We start from the raw sequence: 25,763 nt of genomic DNA, 5'->3' as shown, positions 1-25,763 counted from the left end.
GGTCCTCGACCGGAGCGCCCCACCCGTGGAACACCTACTCAGGGCGTGGTCGGAAGGTCCATGTTGGCCCCGACGATCGCAAGTATGATCACACCGATGCCGAGCACGACCGCCACCGCGCCGCAGATCAGACCAGCGAGGGCCTGGCCGCGGTTGGACGCCTCGCCCCGCTCGGCCTTCTGCTTGCCCATCCAACCCAGCACGACACCGGCGATGCCGATCGGGATGCCGAGGTAGAAGCAGCACACCAGCGGGATGGCCGCGATACCGAGGATCATGCCGACCAGGCCGAGCGTGTTGTTCTGGCCCTGCCCCGGCTGACCGTATCCGGGAGCGCCGTAGCCCGGAGCCGCGCCGTACGGCTGTCCGCCCTGCTGGGCGTAGGGGTCCTGGTACTGGGGCGCGCCGTAGCCGGGCTGGCCCGACGTGGGCTGCTGACCGTACGGCTGGCCGGACGACGGCTGTTGACCGTAGGGCTGGCCCGAGGTGGGCTGCTGACCGTACGGGTCCTGGCCGTAGGGCTGGCCGGAGGACGGCTGCTGGCCGTACGGCTGGCCCGAGGTGGGCTGCTGACCGTACGGGTCCTGGCCGTAGGGCTGGCCGGACGACGGCTGCTGGCCGTACGGCTGGCCCGAGGTGGGCTGCTGACCGTGGGGCTGGCCGGACGACGGCTGCTGGCCGTACGGGTCTTGGCCGGGATACCCGGGCTGCATGTGGTACTCCTTCTATCCAGAGGGGTTCAGGTCGAACGGTAGACGATCGTGTCCGCTGGTGGATGGGTGGAACGTGCCCGTCCACAGCGTGGATACGGCGCCGCGGGCGCGCCGGCCTCGGCTCCGGCGCGACCGCCAGCCGCTGCGTGTCGAGAACCGGCAGCGTACCCGGAGAGTGCCACGCTATGCGGTCCGGCGGCGCGCCGACATGCCGGTGACGGTGCCGCCGTCCGGCCAGGCCACGCTACCGGGCCCCGGCCCGCGCCACCGGTGCCCCCGAGCGCCGGCCCGACCGATAGGGTGCAACGCGTGACTGAGCCCGCGCCGGCCGCCCGCCTCGTCGTCCTGGTCTCGGGATCGGGCAGCAACCTCCAGGCGTTGCTGGACGCGGCGACCGACCCCGCGTACGGCGCCCGGGTGGTGGCTGTCGGCGCGGACCGGACGGGAATCGCCGGACTGGACCGGGCGGCCAACGCGGGCGTGCCGACGTTCGTGGCCGAGTTGTCGGCGTACCCGTCCCGGACGGACTGGGACCGGGCCCTCACCGCGCACGTCGCCGAGCACCGGCCCGATCTGGTCATCTCGGCCGGATTCCTGAAGTTGGTCGGGCCGCACTTCCTGGCCGCTTTCGGCGACCGCTATCTCAACACGCACAACTCGCTGCTGCCGGCGTTTCCCGGGATGCACGGACCGCGGGACGCCCTCGCCTACGGCGTCAAGGTCGCCGGGGCCACGCTGTTCTTCGTCGACGCCGGTGTGGACACCGGCCCGATCGTGGCCCAGGTGACGGTCCCGGTGTTGGACGATGACGACGAGCAGACCCTCACCGAGCGGATCAAGGTGGCCGAGCGCCGACAACTCGTCGAGCAGATCGGCCGGCTGGTCCGGGACGGTTGGACGATCACCGGAAGAAAGGTCACGATCCCATGAGCGACCGCCGCCCGATCCGGCGCGCCCTGGTCAGCGTGTACGACAAGACCGGGCTGGCGGAGCTTGCCGGCGCGCTGCACGCCGCCGGGGTGGAGATCGTCTCCACCGGCAGCACCGCGGCCACCATCGAGCGGGCCGGCGTGCCGGTCACCCCGGTCGAGGTCGTCACCGACTTCCCCGAGTGCCTCGACGGGCGCGTCAAGACCCTGCATCCCCGGGTGCACGCCGGCCTGCTGGCTGACCTGCGGCAGCCGGCGCACACCCGGCAGCTCACCGAGTTGGGCATCGAGCCGTTCGACCTGCTGGTGTCCAACCTCTACCCGTTCACCGAGACGGTCGCCTCCGGCGCGTCCGAGGACGAGTGCGTCGAGCAGATCGACATCGGCGGGCCGGCCATGGTGCGGGCGGCCGCCAAGAACCACGCCTCGGTCGCCGTGGTGACCTCGCTTGTCGCGTACCCGATGGTGATCCAGGCGCTGGCCGACGGCGGCTTCACGCTGGCGCAGCGCCGCGCGCTCGCGGCCCGCGCCTTCGCGGACATCGCCGCGTACGACGTGGCGGTGGCCGACTGGTGCGCGGTGGCGCTCGGCGAGGAGGGGCAGGAGTGGCCCGGGTTCGCCGGCCTCGGACTGCGGCACTCGGCCACCCTGCGGTACGGCGAGAACCCGCACCAGGCCGCCGCCCTGTATGTGGACCCGGCCGCGCCGCGCGGCCTGGCCCAGGCCGAGCAGGTGCACGGCAAGGCGATGTCCTACAACAACTACGCGGACGCGGACGCCGCCTGGCGAGCGGTGCACGACTTCGGTGACGTCCCCGCGGTGGCGGTGATCAAGCACGCCAACCCGTGTGGCATCGCGCTCGGCGCCGACGTGGCGGAGGCGCACCGCAAGGCACACGCGTGCGACCCGGTGTCCGCGTACGGCGGGGTGATCGCCGTCAACGGGACGGTTTCGGTCGAGCTGGCCAAGCAGGTCGCGGACATCTTCACCGAGGTGATCGTGGCGCCGGACTACGAGCCGGGAGCGGTCGAGGTGCTCGCCGGCCGGAAGAACCTGCGGGTGCTGCGCGCCCCGGCGTGGGCTCCGCCGCCCGCCGAGTGGCGGCAGGTCAGCGGCGGGGTGCTGGTGCAGATGGCGGACCGGGTCGACGCCCCCGGCGACGACCCGGGCGGTTGGCGGCTGGCCGCTGGCGAGCCGGCCGACGAGCGGACGCTGCGGGATCTGCGGTTCGCCTGGCGGGCGGTGCGGTCGGTGAAGAGCAACGCGATCCTGCTCGCCGTCGACGAGGCCACCGTGGGAGTGGGCATGGGTCAGGTGAACCGGGTCGACTCGGCGCACCTGGCGGTCACCCGGGCGGGGGCAGACCGGGCCCGCGGCGCGGTGGCCGCCTCCGACGCGTTCTTCCCGTTCGCCGACGGGCTCACGGTGCTTGTCAACGCGGGAGTCCGGGCCGTGGTGCAACCCGGCGGGTCGGTCCGCGACGAGGAGGTCGTCGCGGCCGCGCGGGAGGCCGGTATCACGATGTACCTGACCGGTTCCCGGCACTTCTTCCACTGATTCCGGGCCCGTGGTCCAGGAGAGAGCTGGCGACCCGAGGGTCGTACCGCTCGATGGTCTTGACGATCCGCCCCGGCGGGCCCGGTTGCTCCGGCGTGCGGCGGCCCTGCGCACGCTGAGCATCGCCCTGGTGTCGGGAGCGGTCGGGTCCGCGACGTGGTGGGCCAGCCTGGTGGTCCGCGACGGCTCGGCGGCTCGTCGGGTCTGGTTGGTGGTGGCCGTCGTGTTCGTCGGCCTGCTCGTGGCCGCCCTGCTCGCGTTCGCGGCGGCCCGGGTGACCCGGCGCGAGGCGGCCGAACGGCTCTCGCTGGTCGGTGACGTGCTGCGGGTAACCGAGCGGGGCGGCACCACGGCCGAGTACGACCTGGGTCGGGTGCCGGTCAGTCTCCGGCTGCGGTCGCTGATGTCGGTCACCGACCCGCGCCCGGTCTGGGCCGAGCTGGTCGTCGGCGCGGACGAACTCGCCGCTGGACGGTTCCGGCCGGCGCGGGTGCTCCCGCTGTCGGACATGACCACCCGGCGCCTGCGCCCGGCCGACGAACTGTCCGCGCTCGCGGACGCTGTCGGGCGCTCGTCCCGCCCCGAGGCGCGGGTCGCGGCCGCCCGCATCCGGACCATGATCAAGTGGGGGAGTCTGGTTCCGCTGCGCGGCACCTCGGTGGACGACATCCCGCCGGCCAGCCCCTGAGACCGTGGCCAACCCGAGCCGACCGTGCGGCGCCCGACCGGTCGGACCGCCGATCCGCCGGCCCCGGGACCCCCACCCTGGCCCGCGTGAGACGATCGAGGCGTGACGGCGACCGTACTGGACGGCAAGGCGACCGCGGCGGACATCAAGGAAGAGCTGCGGACACGGGTGAAGGCGCTGGCCGAACGCGGCGTGACGCCGGGATTGGGCACGGTCCTGGTCGGCGACGATCCGGGTTCGCGGGCGTACGTGAACGGCAAGCACCGCGACTGCGCCGAGGTCGGCGTCGCCTCGATCCGCCGGGAACTGCCGGCTGATGCCAGCCAGCAGCAGGTGGAGGCGGTGGTCGCCGAGCTGAACGCCGACCCGGCCTGCCACGGCTACATCGTCCAGCTGCCGCTGCCGGCAGGGCTGGACACCCAACGGGTGCTGGAGCTGATCGACCCGGACAAGGACGCCGACGGGCTGCACCCGGTGAACCTCGGGCGGCTGGTGCTCGGCTATCCCGGACCGCTGCCGTGCACCCCGCGCGGCATCGTCGACCTGCTGCGCCGGCACGACGTCCCGCTGCGCGGGGCCGAGGTCGCCGTGGTCGGCCGGGGCAACACGGTGGGCCGCCCGTTGGGGCTGCTGCTGACCCGCCGGAGCGAGAACGCCACCGTGACGCTGTGCCACACCGGCACCCTCGACCTGGCCAGGCACACTCGTACGGCGGACATCGTGATCGTGGCGGCCGGCGTACCGGGACTGCTCACCGCGGACATGGTGCGTCCCGGTGCGGTGGTGGTGGACGTGGGCATCACCCGGGTGATCGACGCGGACGGCAAGGGCCGTTACACCGGGGACGTGGCACCGGAGGTGGCCGAGGTCGCCGGATCCGTCGTGCCGATGCCCGGCGGGGTCGGTCCGATGACCCGGGCCATGCTGCTCACCAACGTGGTCGAGCGGGCCGAGTCGCGGTAGGGAATCGTCCCCGCCTTCGGGCGGGTTGACCCGCCGTCGACACCGGAGGCTGGTGATCCGGTCAACCGGCACCGCCCCTGACCGGCCGGGTGACACGATGGCTGATACGGTCCGGAAAACCCGTCTGGTATCAGAGAGTGGGACGACCATGGGTAAAAAGGTCACCGTCGTCGGCGCCGGTTTCTACGGTTCGACGACCGCGCAGCGCCTCGCCGAGTACGACGTGTTCGACACGGTCGTGATCACCGACATCATCGAGGGCAAGCCCGAGGGCCTGGCGCTGGACATGAACCAGTCGCGACCGATCGAGGGCTTCGAGACCACGGTCGTCGGCAAGACCACCGGTAAGAACGGCGAGGGCTACGAGGTCATCGAGGGCTCCGACGTCGTCGTGATCACCGCTGGTCTGCCGCGTAAGCCGGGGATGAGCCGGATGGACCTGCTGGAGACCAACGCCAAAATCGTGCGGCAGGTGTCCGAGCAGGTGGCCAAGTACGCCCCTAACGCCGTGGTCATCGTCGTCTCGAACCCGCTCGACGAGATGACCGCGATGGCGCAGCTCGCCACCCAGTTCCCGAAGAACCGGGTGCTCGGCCAGGCCGGGATGCTGGACACCGCCCGGTTCAGCAACTTCGTCGCCGAGGCGCTGAGCGTCCCGGTGGCCTCGGTGAAGACGCTGACCCTGGGCTCGCACGGGGACACCATGGTCCCGGTGCCGTCGAAGAGCACGGTGGACGGCAAGCCGCTGCGTGAGGCGATGCCGGCCGAGCAGATCGAGGAGCTGGTCGTGCGTACCCGCAACGGCGGCGCCGAGGTGGTGGCGCTGCTCAAGACGGGTTCTGCGTACTACGCCCCGTCCGCGGCCGCCGCCCGGATGGCCAAGGCGGTCGCCGAGGACTCCGGCGCCGTCATGCCGGTCTGCGCGTGGGTCGACGGCGAGTACGGCATCTCGGGCGTCTACCTGGGCGTCGAGGCCGAGATCGGGGCCGAGGGGGTCCGCCGCGTGGTGGAGACCGACCTGGACGCCGACGAGCTGGCCAGCCTCAAGGAGGCGGCCGAGGCGGTCCGCGCCAAGCAGGGCGACGTCGCGAACCTCTGAGCCGTCGACCGGGCCCGCCGGCGAAGGCGCCGGCGGGCCTTGTCGCATCCCGTGGCTACGCTCCGCTCGTGATGGACGAGCGTGTCGAACTCCCACCCACGGTCGACGAGCGGACCCTGCTCACCTGTTTCCTCGATTTCCACCGCGCCGCACTGTTGCGCAACTGCGCCGAACTCACCGACGAGCAGCTACGCCGGCGACCCGTACCGTCGTCCAGGCTCAGCCTGATCGGCCTGGTCCGGCACCTGGCGACGGTGGAGCGGTGGTACTTCCAGGCGGTGATCGCCGACGAGTTTCCCGGCGACCTGTTCACCGAGACCGACGATCGCGAGGAGGACTTCAACCACGTCGATTCGGCGACCGGCGAGGAGACGTTCGCGATCTGGCGGGGCGAGGTCGAGCGGTCCCGCCGGATCACCGCCGAGCGCCCGCTGGAGGCGGTCGGCCGGTCCTCGGACACCGGCCGTGAGCACTCGCTGCGCTGGGTGCTCAACCACATGATCGACGAGTACGCCCGGCACAACGGTCATGCCGACATCCTGCGCGAGGCGATCGACGGCCGGACGGGGGAGTAGCCGTCAGCCGAGCGGAGTGAGTCCGGGGAAGCCGGCCGCGTGCGGCGGTGGGATGAGGGAAGGGCCGCTACGCCGGATCACGAGGGACATAGCGTGATCATGGCATGGCTCTTCGCGTACCTGGGAAGTGGTGGACCGGTGCGGAGCGGACGCCGGCTGAACGGCGGCCGAGCCGCGCGTGGCACGCCCGGGTGCGGGTGGCGCCGTCCTATGCAGTACGCTCGTACTGCTTGAGCATGTCCCCAGAGAGGAGCGCCGGCCGATGGCGAAGATCAAGGTGACCAACCCGGTCGTGGAGATCGACGGCGACGAGATGACCCGGATCATCTGGAAGCAGATCCGCGAGCAGTTGATCCTGCCCTACCTCGACGTCGACCTGCTGTACCACGACCTGTCGATCCAGCACCGCGACGCGACCGACGACCAGATCACGGTCGACGCGGCGAACGCCATCAAGCAGCACGGCGTGGGCGTCAAGTGCGCCACCATCACCCCCGACGAGGCCCGGGTCGAGGAGTTCGGCCTGAAGAAGATGTGGCGCTCGCCGAACGGGACGATCCGGAACATCCTCGGTGGCGTGGTCTTCCGTGAGCCGATCATCATGTCCAACGTGCCGCGCCTGGTCCCCGGCTGGACCCAGCCGATCATCATCGGCCGGCACGCGCACGGCGACCAGTACAAGGCGACCGACTTCGTGGTCCCCGGGCCTGGCACGCTGACCATCACCTACACCCCCGCGGACGGCGGCGCGCCGATGGAGATGGAGGTCGCCCAGTTCCCGGGCGGCGGCGTCGCCATGGGCATGTACAACTTCGACGACTCGATCCGCGACTTCGCTCGCGCCTCGCTGCGGTACGGGCTGGACCGCGGCTACCCCGTGTACATGTCGACCAAGAACACGATCCTGAAGGCGTACGACGGCCGGTTCAAGGACATCTTCGCCGAGGTCTTCGAGAACGAGTTCAAGACCGAGTTCGACGCCGCCGGCATCACCTACGAGCACCGGCTGATCGACGACATGGTGGCCGCCGCGCTCAAGTGGGAGGGCGGCTTCGTCTGGGCCTGCAAGAACTACGACGGTGACGTGCAGTCCGACACGGTCGCGCAGGGCTTCGGATCGCTCGGCCTGATGACCTCGGTGCTGATGACCCCGGATGGCCGCACCGTCGAGGCCGAGGCCGCGCACGGCACGGTCACCCGGCACTACCGGCAGTGGCAGAAGGGCGAGAAGACCTCCACGAACCCGATCGCCTCGATCTACGCCTGGACCCGGGGCCTGGCCCACCGCGGCAAGCTGGACAACACCCCCGCGGTCACCGAGTTCGCCAACACGCTGGAGCAGGTCATCGTCGAAACCGTGGAGGGCGGCCAGATGACCAAGGACCTGGCGCTGCTGGTCTCCCGGGACGCCCCGTGGCTGACCACCGACGAGTTCATGGCCGCGCTCGACGCCAACCTGGCCCGCAAGCTCAACGCCTGATCGTTGGACGCACCGGTCGGCCTCGGACACCATGGCCGACCGGTGCGGCGTTCCACGGAACGTCACGAGATAACCCGGACGATGTCGACATCGCCGGGGCCGCACCGACGTCCCGGTCGAGCGACGGAACCGCCGTCGTACCAGACGAGGTGATCCCCATGAAGTACGTCATCATGATTCACTCCAACCCCCAGCCGTGGGGACATCCGACGAGCGACTACCTGGCCGCCCACCGAGAGCTGCCCGACGACGTACGCAAGCGGCTGCAGGCCGAGTTCGAGCAGGTGATGACCGACCTGCAGGCCAACGGTGAGTTGATCGGCGGGGAAGCGCTCGGCGATCCGGCGGCCGCCCGGCTGTACCGGTGGCGGGACGGCGCGCCGCTGGCCAGCGACGGCCCGTACTCGGAAACCCGGGAGCACCTCGCCGGCTTCTTCCTCATCGACGTCGAGAGTCAGGCCCGCGCCGAGGAGGTGGCCGCGAGGTTCGCCGGCCCCGACGAGACGGTGGAACTGCGGCCGATGATGTGGCCCGGCGGCGAGGACCAGTAGGAACCCGTCCGGAGTCGTACGGTGCAGCGGATCATCGAGGACGTGTGGCGTCGGGAGGCGCCACACGTCCTCGGCGCGTTGCTACGCAGGCACGGCGACCTCGGCGACTGCGAGGACGCGGTGCAGGAGGCCGTCGAGGCCGCCGTCGCCCAGTGGCCGACCGAGGGGGTGCCGGACGATCCACGGGCCTGGCTCGTGCGGGTGGCGTCGCGACGCCTCATCGACAGGGTGCGGGCGGACTCGGCCCGGGCCCGCCGCGAAGCGCTCGACGGAGCCCGTCGGCCGGGCGGTGTCGAGGCCGTGCCGGCGGTGGACGAGGACCCGGGTCCGGCGGTGGATGACACGCTCCGCCTGCTCTTCCTGTGCTGCCATCCCGCGTTGAGCCGGCCGTCGCAGGTGGCGTTGAGTCTGCGGGCCGTGGCCGGGCTGGGGGTCCCGCAGATCGCGGCCGCGTACCTGGTGCCGGTCCGCACGATGACGCAGCGCCTCAGCCGGGCCCGCGCCGTGCTGCGGCAGGCGGGGGCCCGGTTCGTGATGCCGTCGGACGAGGAACTGGCCGACCGGGTTGCCGCCGTGCTCGACGTCTGCCACCTGGTGTTCACCGAGGGATACACGCGTACGTCCGGCGAGTCCCTGGTCGACGTCCCGCTCGCCGAGGAAGCGATCCGGCTCACCCGCCAGGTCCACCACACGCTGCCCGACCATGACGAGGTGACCGGCGCGCTCGCGTTGATGCTGCTCACGCACGCGCGTTCGGCCGCGCGCGTCGACGCCTCGGGCGACCTCGTGCCGCTCGCCGAGCAGGACCGCTCGCGGTGGCGACGCGACCTGATCGACGAGGGTGTCACGCTGCTCGAACGGACCCTGCCGCGGGGTCATCTCGGCCGGTACCAACTGCACGCGGCCATCGCCGCGGTCCACGCGGAGTCGCCGACCTACGAGTCGACCGACTGGATGCAGATCAGCGTCCTCTACGACATGCTGAGCCGGGTCGCCCCCGCCCCGACCGTCACGCTCAACCAGGCCGTCGCCGTCGCGATGGCGCACGGCGCCGCCGCCGGCCTGGCCCTGCTCGATCCGCTGCTGACCGATCCCGCCATGCGGCGGTATCACCGGCTGTTCGCCGTCCGGGCCCATCTGCTGGAGCGGGGCGGCGAGGTGGCCGCCGCGATCGAGCATTACCAGCGGGCCGCGCGGCTGACCGCGAGCCTGCCCGAGCAGCGCTACCTCAACCGGCGACGACTCCGGCTGATCGGGACGGCAGCACCGGCCGCCGCCTCCTCGCCGGCAGCGCCGGCCGCCCAGGCCCCGCCGGCAGCACCGGCCGTCCAGGCCCCGCCGGCAGCGCCGGCCGTCCAGCCCCCGCCGGCCGCCCAGTCGGGCGCGGCACCCGTCACCGGACAGCGACCACCGTCGTTGTAAAGGATGGATGTGATGCCAGTCACCTCCGGGGATCTGCCCAGCCGGCGGCACCAGACGGGTGCCGGTCGGGCGTCCCCCGGCTGTCGCTACAGCCAGCCGTCCCTTCCCAGCGGGGGGCCCTGTCCCGGGCCCCCCGCGCCCCCGCGCCCGCGCCCCCGCGCCCGCGCCCCCGCGCCCTCGTGACCTCAGCGGCGCGTCACCCCCCGACCTCCGGTTGCGGCCGGTTGCGGGCCGGCGCGTGGCGCGAACCAGGTCGTCGCGCGGGGCGAGAGCCTCGACTACCGTGCGTTACCTCGTCAGAGAAGAACACCCTCGATCCGATATACCTCTCCGTCATCATGATTCCCAGAGGTATCCGAGCGACTCGCGTTCTGCTGCGCCACTGACCCGGACTCGCGGACAGTTGCCGGGTTCGACGACGTCATCCGGGCGCCTGACGCCGCGCGCCCGGCACGGCACGGCACTCATGATCGAAGGAGGAAAACGGTGCGATCGGGCGGCGTGTCGACTCCGAAAGGTGGCAACGATCATGGGCGAAGTGGTCAGACACCGCGGGCAGGCGCGCATCAGCAGAGCCGCCGCGTCGGCGCCGGCCGGCCCGACCCGGCGGCGCTTCACGCCTGCGAGGCGTCCCGAAGAGACCGGGTGAGTCGCGGGTCGGCCTACACCTCGCGGAGGCGGGCGGCGGCCTGTTCGGGGGCGACGTCGTTTATGAAAACGCCCATCGCCGACTCGGAACCGGCGAGGTACTTCAGCTTGTCCGCGGCCCGCCGGATGCTGAACACCTGGAGGTGCAGGTGGGCCAGTTCCCGGCCGTCGCGCACCGGGGCCTGGTGCCAGGCGGAGATGTACGGCATCGGCTTGTCGAACAGCGCGTCGAACCGGCGCAGCACGTCGAGGTACAGCGGCCCGAACGCGTCCCGCTCGGCGTCGTTCAGCGCCGGGATGTCGGGCACCACGCGGTGCGGGGCGACCTGCACCTCGAACGGCCACCGCGACGCCGCCGGCACGTACGCCGTCCAGTGCTCGTTGGCGGCCACCACCCGGACCTTCGCGGCCCGCTCGGCGGCGAGCACGTCGGCGTACAGGTTCGCCCCGCCGGTCCGCTCGGCGTGCGCGCGGGCGGCACCGAGCATCGCCCGGCCCTTCGGCGTCACGAACGGGTACGCGTAGATCTGGCCGTGCGGGTGGTGCAGCGTCACGCCGATCTCCACCCCCCGGTTCTCGAAGCAGAACACCTGTTCGACGCCCGGCAACCCGGACATGTAGCTGGTCCGGTCGGCCCACGCCTCCAGCACGGTGCGGACTCGGGCCGGGGACAGGGCGGCGAAGGAGGCGTTGTGGTCGGCGGTGAAGCACACCACCTCGCACCGGCCGCGGCCGGGACGGACAGGGCTGAACGGCGTCAACTCGGCGGGGAGATCCACCAGCCGGTCGCTGAACGACGGGAAGCGGTTCTCGAAGACGGCGACGTCGTAGTCGTACGCGGGGATTTCGGTGGATCGGTCCGGCGTCGAGGGGCACAGCGGACACTGGTCCGTCGGCGGCAGGAAGGTCCGGGTCTGCCGGTGTGCGGCCACCGCCACCCACTCGTCGACAAGCGGGTCGTACCGCAATTCCGACGCCGGCGGTGGCGGCGGCAGGTCCCGCCGGTCCGGCACGCTGCGGTCGGCGTCCTCCCGCTCGTCGAAGTAGACCAGCTCACGCCCGTCGGCGAGTTCGACGGAGGTGCGTTTCATCGGTTCCACCTTCCACGATCGGCGACGCGGTCGCGACCGCCCGCCGGCACGGCGCCAACGGAACGCGGCCGGGGCCGCCCGGCCGACGCGCGCCGCGCCGCGCCGGAGATCACAGTCTGCGCCAGGCGGCTTCCGGCAGATCAGGCGGGTGGTTCCAGGCCGTCAGGCGGGCTGTAGGCGCGGCTCCACCCAGCCGGTGTCGGTGAGGTGCACCAGGACCCGCTGGATGGCCTCGTCGACGGTCATGTCGCTGGTGTCGAGAACCAGCTCGGCATCCGTGGGTGCCTCGTACGGATCGTCCACGCCTGTCATTCCGGGCAGCAGCCCGGCCCGCGCGCGGGCGTACAACCCCTTGCGGTCGCGCCGCTCGCACACCTCGATCGGGGTGGCCACATGCACCAGCACGAACCCGGCGCCGGCCGCGAGCGCCATCTCCCGGGCGGTCCGGCGGGCCCTGGCGTACGGCGCGATGGGGCAGCACAGCGCCATGCCGCGGTGCCGGGCCACCTCGGCGGCGACCCAGCCGATGCGGCGGACGTTGAGGTCCCGGTCCGCCTTGCTGAAGCCGAGCCCGGCGGACAACTCGCGGCGCACCACGTCCCCGTCCAGCAGGGTCACCGTGCGGTCGCCGCTCTCCCGCAGCACGTCGGCCAGGCCACGGGCGATCGTGGACTTGCCCGAGCCGGACAGCCCGGTGAAGAACACGACGAGGCCGCGGTGCCGGCGCGGCGGCCGAGCCCGGGCCAACTCCTTGGCCACCGCCGGCGGGGTGTGCCACTCGGGAAGCGGGAAGCCCCGATCGAGCAGGTCGTCGATCTCCTCGGAGCGCAACGCGAGCCGCCGCACCGGCGGCGGGATGTCGTCGCGCCACCGCCACTGGCCGTCCCGGTTGTCGTACGCCAGCTCCCGGGGCACCAGCACTCGCGGCCCCCCGCCGGAGAGCATCTCGCCGGTGGAGAGCAGGTGGGTCACGCCGTACGCGGCGGCGACCCTGGCCCGCAGCAGCGCGTCCGTGATCTCGTCACCGCGGCGAGCCAGCGGAACCGTGATCAGGGTGGCCGGTGGCATCCGGTCCCGGGCCGCGAAGACGGTCCGGACCAGCACCTCCGGCGGCAGGCCGTCCGGGGTGGGGCCAGCGGTCGGGATCAGCACCAGCAGGTGCGCGGCGAGCGTGCGGGCGGCATGGGCGATCTGCGCGAGCTGTGGCCGATGCAGCGGGCGGTCGGCGATCACCCCCAGCACCCGTCCCGGCGGGAGCAACGCCCGGACCTCGTCCGGGGTCCGGCGCAGCCGCTGGAACGGCCCGTGCCCGCCGTCGCCGAGCGCGCGCACCGGTCCGCCGAGCCCGGCCACGCCCTCCCGGCCCGACCAGACGTCCTGGATCTCCATGAGGGCAACCGGCGCGCCCTCGGTGTCGGTAAGCACCAGCGCCCGCCGCAGCGGGTCACCCAGCTCCAGATCACTGGCGACCCCGGCCGGCACCTGCAGCGTGACCGGCACCGGCCACGGGGTGCCGTCGGCGAGCCGGCCCCGGCGCGTCAGCGAGGTGAGGTCGGCCCGGCTCATGAAGCCGCTCAGCGGCGCGTACGCGCCGCTGAGCAGGAGTTCGAGGTCGGCCAACTCGTGTGGCCGTGGCGTGTACGCCGGCGCTTCGCGCAGCACCTCATCGGGCAGCACCCACCCGTTGCTCATCGCACCCCCAACTGGCCGATCGGCACACAGTTTCTCAGCCGACCGCCGATCGGTCGAGAGTGCCACTCCCTCAGGTCAGGCCGGGCGCAGGCTGGCGGCGCCGAACGAGACGGCGAACCGCTTGCACCAGATGCTGACGCTACCCAGACCGGTCAGGTCGACACCCGCCGGGATCAGGTACGCCTGGTTGCCCTTGTTGCCCTTGAGGCGGCCGAGCTCGACCCACCGACCGTCGTCGAACACCCGCCAGCCGGCCTGGCCTTCCCGCACCGGCTGGTCGGTCAGCCAGATCCTCAGGTCGGGCCCGTTGGAGGTGGAGAAGTTGACCAGCTCCAGCCGGCGGCTGCCGTCGGGCAGGCGCACGATCCGGGCCGTTCCGGAGGTGTCGTGCTCGTGCGTGACGAACCCACCCTGGCTGAGCAGCACGGGGCCGGCCGCCGGAGAGCCGGTCGGGCCGGGGGCGCTCGCCTCCGGCGTACCCGAAGGTCCGGGGCTGCCGGGCGGGCCGCTCGTCGCGGACGGCGGCGGCGCCGGGGTGGACAGGGACTCGGCCACGGTGGTGTCGGTGACCAGCTTCCAGGGTTGGAACCAGTAGAGACCGATTGCCGCGCCGATGGCGAGGACCACCACGACGGCCCAGGTGAGGGGTGAACGGAGGAGCCGGACGACCATGACCTCAGTCAAGCGCACCGGTGGCCGGCCGGGCGGCCCATCGGCATTACTGGAGGATTACGGCGATACCCCGATCCCGCCTGGGTCAGGATCAGGGGACGACCAGGGTCGAGGTGCCCCCCTTGAGACGCGTTGATTTCCTAGGCTGGTCCCGTGACAGTCATCGCGACCCAGTCGCTGACCAAGACGTACGGGGGCCGGATCACCGCGCTCGCCGACCTGACGGTCACCGTCGAACCGGGCGTGGTCGGGCTGGTCGGCGCCAACGGCGCCGGGAAGTCCACCTTCATCAAGATCATGCTGGGTCTGCTCGAGCCCACCAGCGGCTCGGCGCGGGTGCTCGGTATCGACCCGACGACGGACGCGGCGGCCGTTCGGGCCCGGGTGGGTTACATGCCCGAGCACGACTGCCTGCCCCCCGACCTGACCGCCGCCGAGTTCGTCACCCACATGGGGCGGATCAGCGGCCTGCCGAAGACCGCCGCCCGGGAACGGGCCTCCGAGGCGCTGCGGCACGTCGGCCTGTACGAGGAGCGCTACCGGCAGATCGGCGGCTACTCCACCGGCATGAAACAGCGGGTCAAGCTCGCCCAGGCGCTGGTGCACGATCCCGATCTGCTGCTGCTCGACGAGCCCACGAACGGCCTCGACCCGGCCGGCCGGGACGCCATGCTGACGCTCATCCAGCGCATCGGCAACGAGTTCGGCATCTCGGTCGTGGTCTGCTCGCATCTCCTCGGCGAGGTGGAGCGGATCTGCGACGCGCTTGTCGCCATCGAGGGCGGCCGGCTGCTGCGGTCGGCCAACATCGCGGCGATGACCTCGGCCACCGACGTGCTCTCCATCGAGGTGAGCGAGGGCACCGAGGAACTGGCCGCCCGGCTGGACACGCTGCGGCTGCCGGTCCGCCGGGACGGCCGGTTGCTGCTCGTCCCGCTGGCCGACGAGGGAACGTACGACCTGATCCTGACCGCGGTGGCCGACCTCGACCTGCCGCTGCACCGGCTCGACCAGCGGCGGCACCGGGTGGCCGAGCTGTTCGCGAAGAGGGAGGTGAGCGGTGCCGACGCCTGAGACCGCCACCCCGGCGCCCGCCGGGGTCATCCACGACATCGGCTATCAGCGCTACCAGGGGGTCCGGCTCGGCCGCGGGTACGTGGTCGGCTCGCTGTACGCGCACAGCCTGCGCACCGCCTTCGGGCTGGGCCGCAGCGCCAAGGCCAAGATCTTTCCCTGGTTGATCGTGGGCATCGTCGCCGTGGTGGCGGCCGTACTGGCCGCGATCCGGGCACAACTCGGCCAGATGCCGCTCAGCTATGCCCAGTTCCCGCAGACGCTGATCCTGCTGATCCTGTTGTTCTGCGCGGTCGTCGCCCCCGAACTGGTCTCCCGCGACCTGCACAGTGGGGTGCTTCCGCTGTACTTCGCCCGGCCGCTGCGCCGGGGCGACTACGCGTTGGCCAAGTGGGGTGCGCTGGCCACGGCGGCGTTCTTGATGCTCGCCGGCCCGCTCACCCTGATGTTCGCCGCGATCGCGTTCACCCTGGACGATCTCGGGGCCGTGTGGCGGGAGTTCGGCGACTTCGCACCCGGGCTCGCGTACCTGGCGATCCATGCCGTGGTCTTCTCGGCCGTCGCGCTGCTCGTCGCGTCGTTGGTCAAGCGGCGGGCGGTGGCCGCCGGCGCGATCGTCGGGGTGTTCCTGCTGACCACGCCGGTGGTCGGGGTGCTGTCCGTGCTGCCGTCCCGGACGGCGAACCAACTGGCCGGCCTGGCCAGCCCGGCGACCCTGGTTGGTGGCGTCGGCGACTGGTTGTTCGAATCGAGTGGCGACCTGGGGATCGGCGACTTCGGCCCGCTGTACGGGCTGGTGACGCTGGCCCTGGTGGTCACCTGCGTAGCCCTGCTGCTGGCCCGCTACCGGAAGGTGGCCGCCCAATGAGCGAGCGAAGCACAGACAGCGAGCGCGGCGAGGAGTCGTCATGAGTGTCCAAACCTCGCCGGCCGCTCCGGCGGTCGCGTCCGCCCCGGCCGAGCCGACGCTGCTCAAGCTCGACGGCGTCTCCCGCTGGTACGGCAACGTGGTGGCGGTCAACGACATCAGCATGGAACTCGGGCCCGGGGTGACCGGCCTGCTCGGGCCGAACGGCGCGGGCAAGACCACGCTGCTGCACATGATGGCCGGCTTCCTGGCGCCGTCGCGCGGGACGGTCACCGTCGGCGGCGCGCCGAGCTGGCGCAACCCCGACGTCTACCGCCACCTCGGCCTGGTCAGCGAGCGCGAGGCCGTGCACACCTTCCTGACCGCGTACGAGTTCGTGCTGGCCAGCGCCCGGCTGCACAAGCTGGCGCGGCCGGAGGAGGCGGCTCGGCGGGCGATCGAACTGGTCGAGATGACCGATGCCCAGGACCGCCGGATCGGCACGTACTCGAAGGGCATGCGGCAGCGCACCCGGGTGGCCGCCGCGTTGGTGCACGATCCGCGGGTGCTGCTGCTGGACGAACCGTTCAACGGGATGGATCCCCGGCAGCGGATGCACATGATGGACCTGCTGCACTCGCTCGGCGCGGCCGGCCGGACCATCCTGTTCAGCTCGCACATCCTGGAGGAGGTCGAGCAGCTCTCCGGCACCATCCAGGTGATCGTCGCCGGTCGGCTGGCCGCCTCGGGCGACTTCCGGACCATCCGCCGGCTGATGACCAACCGGCCGCACGTCTTCGCCATCCAGTCCACCGACGACCGGGCCCTCGCGGTGGCCCTGATGGGCCTGCCCTCGGTGACCGGCGTGGAGCTGGATCGGGCCGGGCTGGTGGTACGGGCCAGCGACTACGGCAGCTTCACCCGGGAGCTGCCCAAGATCGCGCTCTCCTCCGGCATCCGGGTCCGCCGGCTGCTGCCGTCCGACGAATCGCTGGAGAGCGTCTTCTCCTACCTGGTGGAGGCCTGACCTCATGAATTCCACGATCGCCTGGATCACCGCCCGTGGGTTGTTCGGCCGCCGCCGCTTCCTGCTGCTGCTGCCCCTGCCGCTGCTGCTGGTCGGGCTGGCGGTGCTGAGCCGGTCGGCGCAGGTCGACCCCCGGGACTGGGCGCCGCCGGTGCTGGTCGGCCTCGGGCTCGGGGTGGTGCTGCCGGTCATCGCGTTGATCGTCGGCACCGGTGTGCTCGGCTCGGAGATCGACGACGGCACCATCGTGCACATCCTGACCAAGCCGATCCCACGGTGGCAGATCATCCTGCCGAAGCTGGGCGTCGCGGCGGGGGTGACCGCGGTGACCGCTGCCATCCCGCTGTACGTGGCGGGTGTGCTCGCCGAGTCGGTCCGGTTGGGGCTGGGGATGGCCGCCGCCGCGGCGGTCGGCGCGGTGGTGTACTCGGCCCTCTTCCTGGCGCTGAGCCTGATCACCCGGCGCCCGGTGTTGCTCGGGCTGGTTTACGTGCTGATCTGGGAGGGGCTGCTCGGCAACCTGGTGCGTGGCACCGCCGTCCTCTCGGTCCAGCAGTACGTCGTGGCGCTCGCCGACCGGATCGCACCGACCGTGCTGCTCGAACCGAGGGTCTCGGTACCCGTCACCCTGATCATGGGTGGGCTGATCGCCATCGGTTTCACGGTGCTCGCCGTGCGGCGGTTGCGCTCGTTCAGCGTCGCCGGCGAGACGAGCTGACGGCTCAGCCCGTGTTGCGCATGCCGGCGGCGATGCCGTTGACCGTGGTGAGCAGCGCGCGCTCCAGGGCCGTCCCCTCGCCGGGCGCCCGCCGGCCGCCCGGAGCGGTCGCCACCGCCCGGCGGGCCAGTCCGGACTCCCGGTACTGGCGGAGCAGAGCGACCTGGAGGTGGTGCAGCGGTCGCAGGTAGGTGTCCCGGACCGCGAGCGTCCGCTGCAACACGGGGGAGTTCTCCAGCAGCGCCGGCGACGCGGTAATGGCCAGCACCTCCCGCTTGGTCAGCTCGTACTCGGCACGGATCGTGTCGAAGATCGGATGCAGTGGCTCGGGGACCAGCGTCTCGACATACTGCCGGGCGATGTCCAGGTCGGTCTTCGTGAGCATCATCTCCACGTTGGACAGGAACGTCCGGAAGAAATGCCAACCACGGTGCATCTCGGCGAGGACGTCGCCGAGTCCGGCCTCCCGGGCGGCCGCCAGCCCGGACCCGACGCCGAACCAGCCCGGCACGATCTGCCGGGTCTGGGTCCAGCCGAACACCCACGGGATGGCCCGCAGGCCGGACAGGCCGGCACCGGTGTTCGGCCGCTTCGCCGGGCGGGAGCCGATGTTCAGCGCGCCGAGCAGTTCGGTCGGGGTGGCCGCCCAGAAGTACGCCGGCAGGTCCGGATTCTCCACCAGGTTCCGGTAGGACCGGAACGCGGCCTGGGACACCGCGTCCATCGTCGCGTCCCAGCGCTCCAACTGCTCGGCGGGCTGGCGCGGCTCGGTGTGCAGCAGCGCGCTCTGCAGCACGGCGGCCAGGGTCAGCTCCAGGTTCTCCCGGGCCAGCGAGGGCAGGCTGTACTTGTCGGAGATCACCTCGCCCTGCTCGGTCACCTTGATCGCTCCGTCCAGGGTGCCGTACGGCTGGGCGAGGATCGCCTCGTGCGTCGGCCCACCGCCGCGGCCGACGGTGCCGCCCCGACCGTGGAACAACCGCAGTCGTACGCCGTGCCGGGCCGCCACGTCGCGCAGCGCCCGCTGGGCCCGGTGGATGGACCACTGCGAGGTGGTGATGCCGGCCTCCTTGTTGGAGTCGGAATAGCCGAGCATCACCTCCTGCACCTGGCCGCGGGCGGCCACCAGCGCCCGGTACGCCGGCAGGGACAGCAACTCGTCCAGCAGTTCACCGCCGGAGTCCAACTCGGCCGGGGTCTCCAGTAACGGCACGAAGCCGATCCGGGCCCGGCCGCTGTGCGCGTCCACCAGCCCGGCCTCGCGGGCCAGCACCACCGCGGCGAGTACGTCGTCGACGCCCAGGGTCATCGAGATGACGTACGACTCGATCACCTCGTCGCCGAACCGTTCCTGGGCCTCGCGGATGGCGCAGAACACATCGAATGTCTTGCGGGCCGACTCGGTGAGTGGGGTGTCCACCGTGGACAAGGGGCGCCGCCCGGCCAGCTCCTCGGCCAGCAGCTTGGTGCGCTCGGTCCGGCTCATCCCGGCGTAGTCGGTGCTCTCGCCGACATGCTGGTAGAGCTGTGCCAGCACGGCGTGGTGCGCCTCCGCGTGCTCACGGATGTCCATGGTGGCCAGATGCAGACCGAACGTCGAGATGGTGCGGATCACCGAGGCGAGGCGACCCATCGCGGTGAGCTGGCCCGAGTTGCGGGCCAGCGAGGCGCGCATCAGCTCCAGGTCGGCGATGAGGTCCGCGGCGCCCCGGTAGTCGCGGCCGGGCACCGGTGGGGTGCCCTGACGCAGCCGTCGGCGCGTGTTGGCCAGCTTGGCCAACACACACCGCGCCTTCAGCCGGTACGGCTCCTCGGCGTTGACCCGGCGGAACCGGTCCGCCACCTCGGGCAGCGCGTCGAGGTCCTTGGCCAGGCTGGCGGAGAGGTCCAGCGACACGCCACGCAGCCGGCGGGACACCGAGACCTCGTTGATCAGCGACTCCATCGCCCGCTCGGTGGCGGTGAGCCCGTGTTCGTGCTGGATGTGCAGCACCTCGCGGGTCACCCTGGGGGTCACGAACGGGTTGCCGTCGCGGTCACCGCCGATCCAGGTGCCGAAGGTGAGCGGTCGAGCCGTCGGCGGGGTCTCCACCCCCAACCGGCGCAGCGTGTCCGCGAGATCGTCGAGCACCTGCGGGGCCGCCTCGGCGTACAGGTCGCGCAGGTAGTAGATCGCGTTGCGGGCCTCGTCGGTCGGGTCCGGCCGGTCCAGCCGCAGTTCGTCGGTCTGCCAGAGGAGGTCGAGCAACTCGGCCAGCCGGCGGTTGGCCGGCTCCTCGTCGGCGGCCCCGTACAGGATCGCGGCGGACGCCTCGGCGTCCAACTCGTCGGCGATGGCCCGCAGCTTGGTCAGGATGGAGCGCCGGGCCGCCTCGGTCGGGTGGGCGGTGAACACCGGGCGGACGGCGAGCCGGCGGGCCGCCTCGGCAACCTCGTCGGCCGGTACGCCGCGTTCGGCGATCAGGGTCGCGGCCTGGTCCAGCCAGCCGCCGTGCACGGCCCGTTGCCGGCGCAGGTCCCGCGCCCGGTGCACCTGTTCGGTGATGTTGGCCAGGTGGAAGTAGGTGGAGAAGGCGCGGGCGAGCTGCGTACCGGTGGCGATGTCCATCGCGCCGAGCCGCTGCGCGGCGGCCTCGGCATCGGAGCGGACCAGCGCGCGGATCTCCTCCACCAGGTCGAGCAGCGGCGGACCCTCCTGGCGCGCCAGGGTCTGGCCGAGCAGGGTGCCGAGGCGGCGGATGTCCGCTCGCAACGCGGCGTCCGGGCCGTGCGGGTGATGGTGGTCGGTCATCAGGCGCTCCTCCCGTGCGACGAAGGACAGCGCTGTCCGACACGTTGTGATGGTATCGCTCGCGCCGTCGACCACGTCGGCGAGCCAATTTAGTCCCTTATCGCCGTCTTTATACTCTTTGCTGGCCTCGATACCGTTTACCCATGGTGAGCTATCCCCCCAAACCCCGCCCCGGCGACAAGGTCGCGATCGTCTCGCCAGGCGCCGGGCTGCCGGGCGTCTTTCCCGAGGTGTACGAGTTGGGCCTGCGCCGGCTCCGCGACGAACTCGGCCTGGATCCGGTCGAGTACCCGACCACCCGGGTGATGGGCGCCGACCCGCGGGACCGGGCCCGCGACGTCACCGCCGCGTTCGCCGACCCGTCGGTCACCGCGGTGCTGGCCAGCATCGGCGGCGACGACCAGATCACCGTGATCCCGCACCTGGACGACGAGGTGATCCGGGCCAACCCGAAGCCGTTCTTCGGCTACTCGGACAACACCAATCTGCTGCACCACCTGTACGGGCTGGGCATCGTGAGCTACCACGGCGGCTCGGTGATGGTCCACCTCGGCCGGGGCGGCGCCAGCCACCCGGCCAGCATGGACTCGCTGCGCGCCGCGCTGTTCACCAGCGGCTGGTACGAGCTGACCGCCGCCGCCGAGTGGACCGACGAGCCGGGCGACTGGCGCGATCCCGCGTTTCCGACCACCGCGCCGCGGATGTTCCCCGGCTCGGACTGGCTGTGGTCCGGCCCGGACACCGTGGTCACCGGCCTGCTGTGGGGCGGCAACCTGGAGATCCTGTCCTGGATCGCGCAGGCTGGCCGGTTCGGGCCGAACGCCGACTACGCCGGTCGCGTACTGGTGATCGAGACCTCCGAGGAGATGCCCTCGGACCAGGAGGTCTACTGGACGCTGCGCAACCTGGGGGAGCGGGGACTGCTCGCCGGCTTCCCGGCGATCCTGGTCGGCCGGGCCAAGGCCTGGAACATCCCCCGGCCGCTCGCCGAGCCGGAGAAGCGGGCGTATGTCGAGGCGCAGCGGGCCGCCGTTCGCCGGGCCGTCGCCGAGTACGCCCCGGACGCTGTGCTCGTGTTCGACCTGGACATCGGGCACACCGACCCGCAGCTCATCCTCCCGTACGGCGGCGACGTCCGAGTGGACGCCGCCGAGCGCCGAATCTCCGTGCGCTACTGACCGGCCACGTGGATCGTGGATTCCTGAGGCTCCTCCAGGGGCACCTCGAATCCACGATCGTTCCGTGCCGGGCTGCCTGGGTCGCGGCCCCGGCGGGTGACGCCTCGGACGGGCCGCGGCCGCCCCCGTCCCGGCCGTCCTCGCCCATCCCGCCCTCCCCCGGCGCCGTGCACGCCACACGGCTTCCCCGTTCGGATTGTCGCTGGTTGGAGATAGGCTCGAACCGGCACCCCCGCCCGACCCGGGCGCGGGGACTTTTCGGCGTGCCCGCTCGACTGTGAATCGGCACCGCCGATCGGTCGATCCGTAGCCCACCCGTCGACTCCGCCGCGTACCCGAAGGTTGTGATCATGACGACGCTCGCCGGCCTGTTGACGGCGGCCCTCGACGATCCCGCGCTGACCCGTGCCCGGGACGTCGCCCGCGGCGACTACGCCCGCGCGGACGGACTGGACGTGACCGCACCACCCGCGCTCCGCCCGTTCGTCGTGGCGGCGGTGGCCGCCGCCACCGGTCAGGGTGGGGCCGACCGACCGGTGCTCGTGGTCACGGCGACCTCGCGGGAGGCGGATGATCTCGCAGCGGCGCTGGGCAGCCTGCTCCCACCGGACCGGGTGGCCGTCTTCCCGTCCTGGGAGACGCTGCCGCACGAGCGGCTGTCCCCCCGGTCGGACACGGTGGGTCGTCGGCTGGCCGTGCTGCGCCGGCTCGCCCATCCGGACGCCGGTCCGCCGGTCGCCGGCCCCGGCGGGACCGCCGCTGGCGGGGACGACGGCGATCCCGCCGCCGGCCGCACCGGACCCCTCCAGGTGATCGTGGCGCCGGTCCGGTCGGTGCTGCAACCACAGCTCAAGGGGCTTGGCGACCTGGAACCGGTGCGGCTCGCCACCGGGGTCGAGGCCGCGCTGGAGGGCGTCGTCCGGCGGCTGACCGACCTGGCGTACGTCCGGGTGGACCTGGTCACCAAGCGGGGCGAGTTCGCGGTCCGCGGCGGGATCCTGGACATCTTCCCGCCCACCGACGAGCACCCGTCCCGGGTCGAGTTCTGGGGCGACGAGGTGGAGGAGATCCGCACCTTCGCCGTCGCCGACCAGCGGACCATCGAGCAGGTGCCGCAGCTGTGGGCGCCGCCCTGCCGCGAGTTGCTGCTCACCCCGGCGGTGCGGGAGCGGGCCCGGGCCCTGGCGCAGGCACATCCGGAACTCGCCGAGATCCTGGACAAGCTGGCCGAGGGCATCCCGGTGGAGGGGATGGAGTCGCTGGCGCCGGCGCTGCTCGGGCCGGACAGCCTGGAACTGCTGCTGCACTGCATGCCGGCCGGCACCCACGTCCTCCTCTGCGACCCGGAGCGGATCCGCACCCGGGCGCACGACCTGGTTCGTACCTCGGACGAGTTCCTGCAGGCCAGTTGGGCGGCGGCGGCGGTCGGCGCTGAGGCGCCGGTGGATCTCGGCGCGGCCGCGTTCCGCAGCCTCGCCGATGTGCGGGCCGCCGCCGCGCTGCTGCGCCAGCCATGGTGGTCGATCTCGCCGTTCGGCCTCACCGAGGCCGATCCGGCGCGACCGGTCGAGGACTGGATGGACGAGCCGGAGCCGGTGACGGTCACCCCCGACGAGGGGGTGGCGGTCACCCTGGCAGCCCAGGCCATCCCGCTCTACCACGGCGAGACCGGGCGGGTGGTCGACGACCTGAAGCGCTGGGTCGGCGACGGATGGCGGGTCGCCCTGGTGTTCGAGGGGCACGGGCCCGCGCAGCGGGCCGTCGAGGTGCTCCGGGACGCCGGACTGGGCGCGGCCACCACCGAGACGATCATCGACCCGCCCGGTACCGGTGAGCTGGTGGTGGCCTGCGGGTCGCTCAACCACGGCTTCCTCGACGAGACGGCCCGGCTGGCGGTGCTGACCGGAAACGACATCACCGGCGGGCGCGGCGCGTCGACCCGGGACATGCGCAAGATGCCCAGCCGGCGGCGCAACACGATCGATCCGCTGGAGCTGCGGGCCGGCGACTTCGTGGTGCACGAGCAGCACGGCATCGGCCGCTACCTGGAGCTGGTGCAGCGCACCGTGAACGGCGCGTCGCGGGAATACCTGGTCATCGAGTACGCCGCGAGCAAGCGCGGCCAGCCCGGCGACCGGTTGTTCGTCCCGACCGACCAGCTCGACCAGCTCTCCCGGTACGTCGGCGGCGAGCAGCCGGCGCTGCACAAGATGGGCGGCACCGACTGGCAGAAGTCCAAGGCCCGGGCCCGCAAGGCGGTCCGGGAGATCGCCGCCCAGCTCATCCAGCTGTACGCGGCCCGCAAGGCGGCCAAGGGTCACCCGTTCGGCCCGGACACGCCGTGGCAGCGGGAGCTGGAGGACGCGTTCCCGTGGACCGAGACGCCGGATCAGCTGGCCGCCATCGAGGAGGTCAAGCGGGACATGGAGCAGTCGGTCCCGATGGACCGGCTGATCTGCGGCGACGTCGGCTACGGCAAGACCGAGATCGCGGTACGGGCGGCGTTCAAGGCGGTGCAGGACGGCAAGCAGGTCGCGGTCCTGGTGCCCACCACCCTGCTGGCCCAGCAGCACTACAACACGTTCACCGAGCGAATGAGCCAGTTCCCGATGGAGATCCGGCAGCTCTCCCGGTTCCAGACGGCGAAGGAGGCGGAGCGGGTCCTCGAACAGGTCGCTGACGGCAGCGCCGACATCGTGATCGGCACCCACCGGCTGCTTCAGTCGGCCACCAGGTTCAAGAGCCTGGGCATGGTGATCGTGGACGAGGAGCAGCGGTTCGGGGTGGAACACAAGGAACATCTCAAGACGCTGCGCGCCTCGGTCGACGTGCTCGCCATGTCGGCCACCCCGATCCCGCGCACCCTGGAGATGGCGATCACCGGCATCCGCGAGATGTCCACAATCGCCACGCCGCCCGAGGAACGGCACCCGGTGCTGACGTTCGTCGGGGCGTACGACGACAAGCAGGTGGCGGCGGCCATCCATCGCGAGTTGCTGCGCGACGGCCAGGTGTTCTACCTGCACAACCGGGTCGAGTCGATCGAGAAGGCGGCCCGGCGGATCAGGGAACTGGTGCCCGAGGCCCGGGTCGCCGTGGCGCACGGCCAGATGGGTGAGGACGCGCTGGAGAAGGTGATGGTCGGCTTCTGGGAGAAGGAGTTCGACGTCCTGGTCTGCACCACGATCGTGGAGTCCGGCATCGACATCCCCAACGCCAACACGCTGATCGTGGAGCGGGCCGACCTGCTCGGCCTGGCCCAGTTGCACCAGATCCGCGGCCGGGTCGGCCGGGGTCGCGAGCGGGCGTACGCGTACTTCCTCTATCCGCCGGAGCGTCCGCTCACCGAGCACGCCCACGAGCGCCTGGCGACAATCGCGCAGCACACCGAGCTGGGTGCCGGCATGTACGTGGCGATGAAGGACCTGGAGATCCGGGGAGCCGGCAACCTGCTCGGCGGCGAGCAGTCCGGGCACATCGAGGGCGTGGGCTTCGACCTGTACGTCCGGATGGTCGGCGAGGCCGTCTCGGCGTTCAAGGGCGAACGGCAGGAGGAGGAGACCGAGGTCAAGATCGACCTCCCGGTGGACGCGCACCTGCCGCACGACTATGTGGGCGTCGAACGGCTGCGCCTGGAGATGTACCGCAAGCTCGCCGAGGCGCGGGACGCGGACCGGCTCCGGGAGGTCGTCGCGGAGATGACCGACCGGTACGGCGAGCCGCCGGCCCCGGTGCAGAACCTGGTGGCGGTGGCCCGGTTCCGGTTGCTCGCCCGCCGGTACGGACTGGCGGACGTGTCGATGCAGGGCAGGCACATCCGGTTCAGCCCGCTGCCGCTGCCCGATTCCAAGCAGTTGCGGCTCAAGCGCTACCACCCCGACGCGGTCTACAAGTCGACCGCCGACCAGGTAAGCGTGCCGCGGCCGAGCACCCGGCGGATCGGCGGCGACCCGCTGCGCGACCAGGCGCTGCTGGAGTGGTGCGGCCAACTCCTGAAAGACGTCCTCGGCGAGCGTGCGGAGTGAGCCGGTTTTGCGAGCCCCGCAGT

The 25,763-nt window shown here is 71.9% G+C and carries 20 protein-coding genes; 15 read left to right on the top strand and 5 right to left on the bottom strand.

Annotated features, from left to right (window positions below):
• Positions 1 to 38 precede the first annotated feature (38 nt).
• Positions 39 to 713 carry a hypothetical protein gene (locus tag ACFQUZ_RS00655; RefSeq protein WP_377436714.1) on the bottom strand — a complete coding sequence of 225 codons (675 nt, stop codon included), beginning with the start codon at positions 711 to 713 and terminating at the stop codon, positions 39 to 41.
• A 309-nt stretch (positions 714 to 1,022) separates the two neighbouring features.
• On the opposite strand from ACFQUZ_RS00655, the gene purN reads away from it, so the two are divergent.
• From purN to ACFQUZ_RS00610, 9 genes are all read left to right on the top strand, one after another.
• Positions 1,023 to 1,643 (top strand): phosphoribosylglycinamide formyltransferase, encoded by a 621-nt coding sequence (purN, locus tag ACFQUZ_RS00650; RefSeq protein WP_377436713.1) that lies wholly within the window; start codon positions 1,023 to 1,025, stop codon positions 1,641 to 1,643.
• The gene (gene purH, locus ACFQUZ_RS00645) at positions 1,640 to 3,199 is read left to right on the top strand and encodes a bifunctional phosphoribosylaminoimidazolecarboxamide formyltransferase/IMP cyclohydrolase (protein WP_377436711.1); all 1,560 of its coding nucleotides are present in this window, start codon (positions 1,640 to 1,642) and stop codon (positions 3,197 to 3,199) included. Before purN ends, purH begins: the two co-directional genes overlap by 4 nt.
• Before the next feature lie 10 nt (positions 3,200 to 3,209).
• Positions 3,210 to 3,887, top strand: coding sequence for a hypothetical protein (locus tag ACFQUZ_RS00640; protein WP_377436710.1), 678 nt, complete (start codon positions 3,210 to 3,212; stop codon positions 3,885 to 3,887).
• 102 nt (positions 3,888 to 3,989) lie between these two features.
• On the top strand, positions 3,990 to 4,850 hold the full coding sequence (locus tag ACFQUZ_RS00635) for a bifunctional methylenetetrahydrofolate dehydrogenase/methenyltetrahydrofolate cyclohydrolase (protein WP_377436709.1): 861 nt from the start codon (positions 3,990 to 3,992) through the stop codon (positions 4,848 to 4,850).
• A gap of 148 nt (positions 4,851 to 4,998) precedes the next feature.
• Positions 4,999 to 5,949, top strand: a complete 951-nt coding sequence (gene mdh / locus ACFQUZ_RS00630; protein WP_377436708.1) for a malate dehydrogenase — start codon at positions 4,999 to 5,001, stop codon at positions 5,947 to 5,949.
• Positions 5,950 to 6,020: 71 nt separating this feature from the next.
• Positions 6,021 to 6,524 (top strand): DinB family protein, encoded by a 504-nt coding sequence (locus tag ACFQUZ_RS00625; protein WP_377437463.1) that lies wholly within the window; start codon positions 6,021 to 6,023, stop codon positions 6,522 to 6,524.
• 262 nt (positions 6,525 to 6,786) lie between these two features.
• Positions 6,787 to 8,004, top strand: a complete 1,218-nt coding sequence (locus tag ACFQUZ_RS00620) for an NADP-dependent isocitrate dehydrogenase (RefSeq protein WP_377436707.1) — start codon at positions 6,787 to 6,789, stop codon at positions 8,002 to 8,004.
• 158 nt (positions 8,005 to 8,162) lie between these two features.
• The gene (locus ACFQUZ_RS00615) at positions 8,163 to 8,555 is read left to right on the top strand and encodes a YciI family protein (RefSeq protein ID WP_377436706.1); all 393 of its coding nucleotides are present in this window, start codon (positions 8,163 to 8,165) and stop codon (positions 8,553 to 8,555) included.
• Between the two features lie 21 nt (positions 8,556 to 8,576).
• Complete coding sequence (locus ACFQUZ_RS00610; RefSeq protein WP_377436705.1) at positions 8,577 to 9,977, top strand: RNA polymerase sigma factor; 1,401 nt, start codon at positions 8,577 to 8,579, stop codon at positions 9,975 to 9,977.
• A gap of 662 nt (positions 9,978 to 10,639) precedes the next feature.
• Here ACFQUZ_RS00610 and galT read toward each other — a convergent pair.
• The 3 genes from galT to ACFQUZ_RS00595 form a co-directional block, all read right to left on the bottom strand.
• Positions 10,640 to 11,716: a galactose-1-phosphate uridylyltransferase gene (gene galT, locus ACFQUZ_RS00605; protein WP_377436704.1), complete on the bottom strand. Its 1,077-nt coding sequence runs from the start codon at positions 11,714 to 11,716 to the stop codon at positions 10,640 to 10,642.
• Between the two features lie 162 nt (positions 11,717 to 11,878).
• A complete protein-coding gene (cysC, locus tag ACFQUZ_RS00600) occupies positions 11,879 to 13,408 on the bottom strand; it encodes an adenylyl-sulfate kinase (protein WP_377436702.1) in 1,530 nt (509 codons plus the stop codon).
• 75 nt (positions 13,409 to 13,483) lie between these two features.
• The gene (locus ACFQUZ_RS00595; protein ID WP_377436700.1) at positions 13,484 to 14,080 is read right to left on the bottom strand and encodes a DM13 domain-containing protein; all 597 of its coding nucleotides are present in this window, start codon (positions 14,078 to 14,080) and stop codon (positions 13,484 to 13,486) included.
• Between the two features lie 153 nt (positions 14,081 to 14,233).
• On the opposite strand from ACFQUZ_RS00595, the gene ACFQUZ_RS00590 reads away from it, so the two are divergent.
• Genes ACFQUZ_RS00590 through ACFQUZ_RS00575 form a run of 4 tightly spaced genes read left to right on the top strand, consistent with a single transcriptional unit; the run spans position 14,234 to position 17,746 of the window.
• Complete coding sequence (locus ACFQUZ_RS00590) at positions 14,234 to 15,154, top strand: ABC transporter ATP-binding protein (RefSeq protein WP_377436699.1); 921 nt, start codon at positions 14,234 to 14,236, stop codon at positions 15,152 to 15,154.
• On the top strand, positions 15,141 to 16,022 hold the full coding sequence (locus tag ACFQUZ_RS00585; RefSeq protein ID WP_377436697.1) for an ABC transporter permease: 882 nt from the start codon (positions 15,141 to 15,143) through the stop codon (positions 16,020 to 16,022). The genes ACFQUZ_RS00590 and ACFQUZ_RS00585 overlap by 14 nt, the downstream gene beginning before the upstream one ends.
• A gap of 40 nt (positions 16,023 to 16,062) precedes the next feature.
• Complete coding sequence (locus tag ACFQUZ_RS00580; RefSeq protein ID WP_377436695.1) at positions 16,063 to 17,028, top strand: ABC transporter ATP-binding protein; 966 nt, start codon at positions 16,063 to 16,065, stop codon at positions 17,026 to 17,028.
• Positions 17,029 to 17,032: 4 nt separating this feature from the next.
• On the top strand, positions 17,033 to 17,746 hold the full coding sequence (locus ACFQUZ_RS00575; protein ID WP_377436693.1) for an ABC transporter permease subunit: 714 nt from the start codon (positions 17,033 to 17,035) through the stop codon (positions 17,744 to 17,746).
• 4 nt (positions 17,747 to 17,750) lie between these two features.
• Here the strand turns inward: ACFQUZ_RS00575 and ppc are convergent, their stop codons facing one another.
• Positions 17,751 to 20,537 (bottom strand): phosphoenolpyruvate carboxylase, encoded by a 2,787-nt coding sequence (gene ppc / locus ACFQUZ_RS00570; RefSeq protein ID WP_377436692.1) that lies wholly within the window; start codon positions 20,535 to 20,537, stop codon positions 17,751 to 17,753.
• A gap of 143 nt (positions 20,538 to 20,680) precedes the next feature.
• Between ppc and ACFQUZ_RS00565 the strand changes: the two genes are divergently transcribed.
• Both ACFQUZ_RS00565 and mfd read left to right on the top strand, forming a co-directional pair.
• Positions 20,681 to 21,715 carry a S66 peptidase family protein gene (locus ACFQUZ_RS00565; protein ID WP_377436691.1) on the top strand — a complete coding sequence of 345 codons (1,035 nt, stop codon included), beginning with the start codon at positions 20,681 to 20,683 and terminating at the stop codon, positions 21,713 to 21,715.
• A gap of 350 nt (positions 21,716 to 22,065) precedes the next feature.
• Positions 22,066 to 25,740 (top strand): transcription-repair coupling factor, encoded by a 3,675-nt coding sequence (gene mfd, locus ACFQUZ_RS00560; RefSeq protein WP_377436689.1) that lies wholly within the window; start codon positions 22,066 to 22,068, stop codon positions 25,738 to 25,740.
• The last annotated feature ends 23 nt before the right edge of the window (positions 25,741 to 25,763 follow it).

The sequence above is a fragment of the Plantactinospora sp. GCM10030261 genome (assembly GCF_042666615.1).
Lineage (GTDB): Bacteria > Actinomycetota > Actinomycetes > Mycobacteriales > Micromonosporaceae > KBS50.
This window is presented reverse-complemented; position numbering and strand designations above follow the sequence as displayed.